This is a genomic window from Brevibacterium metallidurans (assembly GCF_037101285.1).
GTDB classification, from domain to species: Bacteria; Actinomycetota; Actinomycetes; order Actinomycetales; family Brevibacteriaceae; genus Brevibacterium; species Brevibacterium metallidurans.
Genome location: NZ_BAAAAF010000045.1, coordinates 1 through 1,435 on the forward strand (window position 1 = coordinate 1; position 1,435 = coordinate 1,435).

1 protein-coding gene is annotated in these 1,435 nt (G+C 68.9%); it reads left to right on the top strand.

Annotated features, from left to right (window positions below):
- Positions 1–121 precede the first annotated feature (121 nt).
- Positions 122–1,429, top strand: coding sequence for an ISL3 family transposase (locus AACX88_RS17425; RefSeq protein WP_048680651.1), 1,308 nt, complete (start codon positions 122–124; stop codon positions 1,427–1,429).
- The last annotated feature ends 6 nt before the right edge of the window (positions 1,430–1,435 follow it).

The following is a 1,435-nucleotide window of genomic DNA, read 5'->3' on the forward strand; positions in this document are numbered from 1 at the left end:
GGCTCTTCACAGATGAGGGTGTAGCTGTGGTGCGACCTGGGGCGGCGCGTCGGTGTCGGGGTGAGGGTCGAGGTCTTCCGATGATGGGAGTTCTCACACAACCCGTCCGGAAGACCTCGACGTGCCTGACGCTACCTTCACGCGCCCTGACCTGACTACCTTCACCCGCCTCGACGGCCTCGGTCTGGAGGTCACCGGCCAGCTGCTCGAGCCTGACCGGTCCGTGCTGGCGTGCCGGGTCGTGGAGCCGGACGACTGGTGCAGGCGGTGCGGCTGCCAGGGCGTGCCCCGTGACACGGTGAGCAGGGAGTTGGCGCACGAGCCGTTCGGGTGGCGCCCTACCACGCTGGTGCTCACCGTGCGCCGCTACCGCTGCAAGGAGTGCTCGCACGTGTGGCGTCAGGACACCACCGCTGCGGCGCCGCCGCGGGCCAAGATCTCCCGCGCCGGCCTGCGGTGGGGTCTGGTCGGGATCGTCGTCGGCCACCTGTCGATGGCCCGAGTTGCCGAAGGACTGGGCGTGGCGTGGAACACCGCCAACGACGCGGTCCTGGCTGAGGGCCGGCGTCTGCTCATCGAGGACCCGACCCGCCTGGACGGTGTCAAGGTCGTCGGGGTCGATGAGCACGTGTGGCGGCACACCCGGCGCGGTGACAAGTACGTCACCGTGATCATCGACCTCACCCCGGTCCGGGACGGCACCGGGCCCTCGCGCCTGCTGGACGTGGTCGAAGGTCGGTCGAAGAAGGCGTTCAAGGACTGGCTGGCCGAGCGGGACCAGGCTTGGCGCGATGGGATCGAGGTCGTGGCCATGGATGGGTTCGCGGGCTTCAAGACCGCCACCACCGAGGAGCTGCCGGACGCCGTCACGGTTATGGATCCCTTCCACGTCATCCGGTTGGCCGGGGACGCTCTCGATGAGTGCCGCCGCCGAGTCCAGCAGGAACTGCACGGACACCGCGGACGCAAGGGCGACCCGCTCTACACCGCGCGGCGGACCCTGCACACCGGGGCTGACCTGCTCACCGACCGCCAGCACGAGCGCCTTGACAAGCTCTTCGCTGGGGACCGGCACGTGCAAGTCGAGTGCACCTGGGGGATCTACCAGCGCATGATCTCCGCCTACCGTCACCCCGACCGGGCAGCCGGCCGCGTCGAGATGAGCTCCGTGATCGACGCCCTCGCCGACAGTGTGCCTGAGGCGTTGGTAGAACTGCGCAAGCTCGGCCGCACCCTGACCAGACGCGCCTGCGACGTCCTGGCCTACTTCGACCGGCCGCGCACGAGCAACGGACCTACCGAAGCCGTGAACGGTCGCCTCGAGCACCTGCGTGGCCTGGCCCTCGGCTTCCGCAACCTCACCAACTACATCGCCCGCGCACTCCTCGAAGCCGGCGGATTCAGACCACACCTACACCCCGAATTGTGAAGAGCC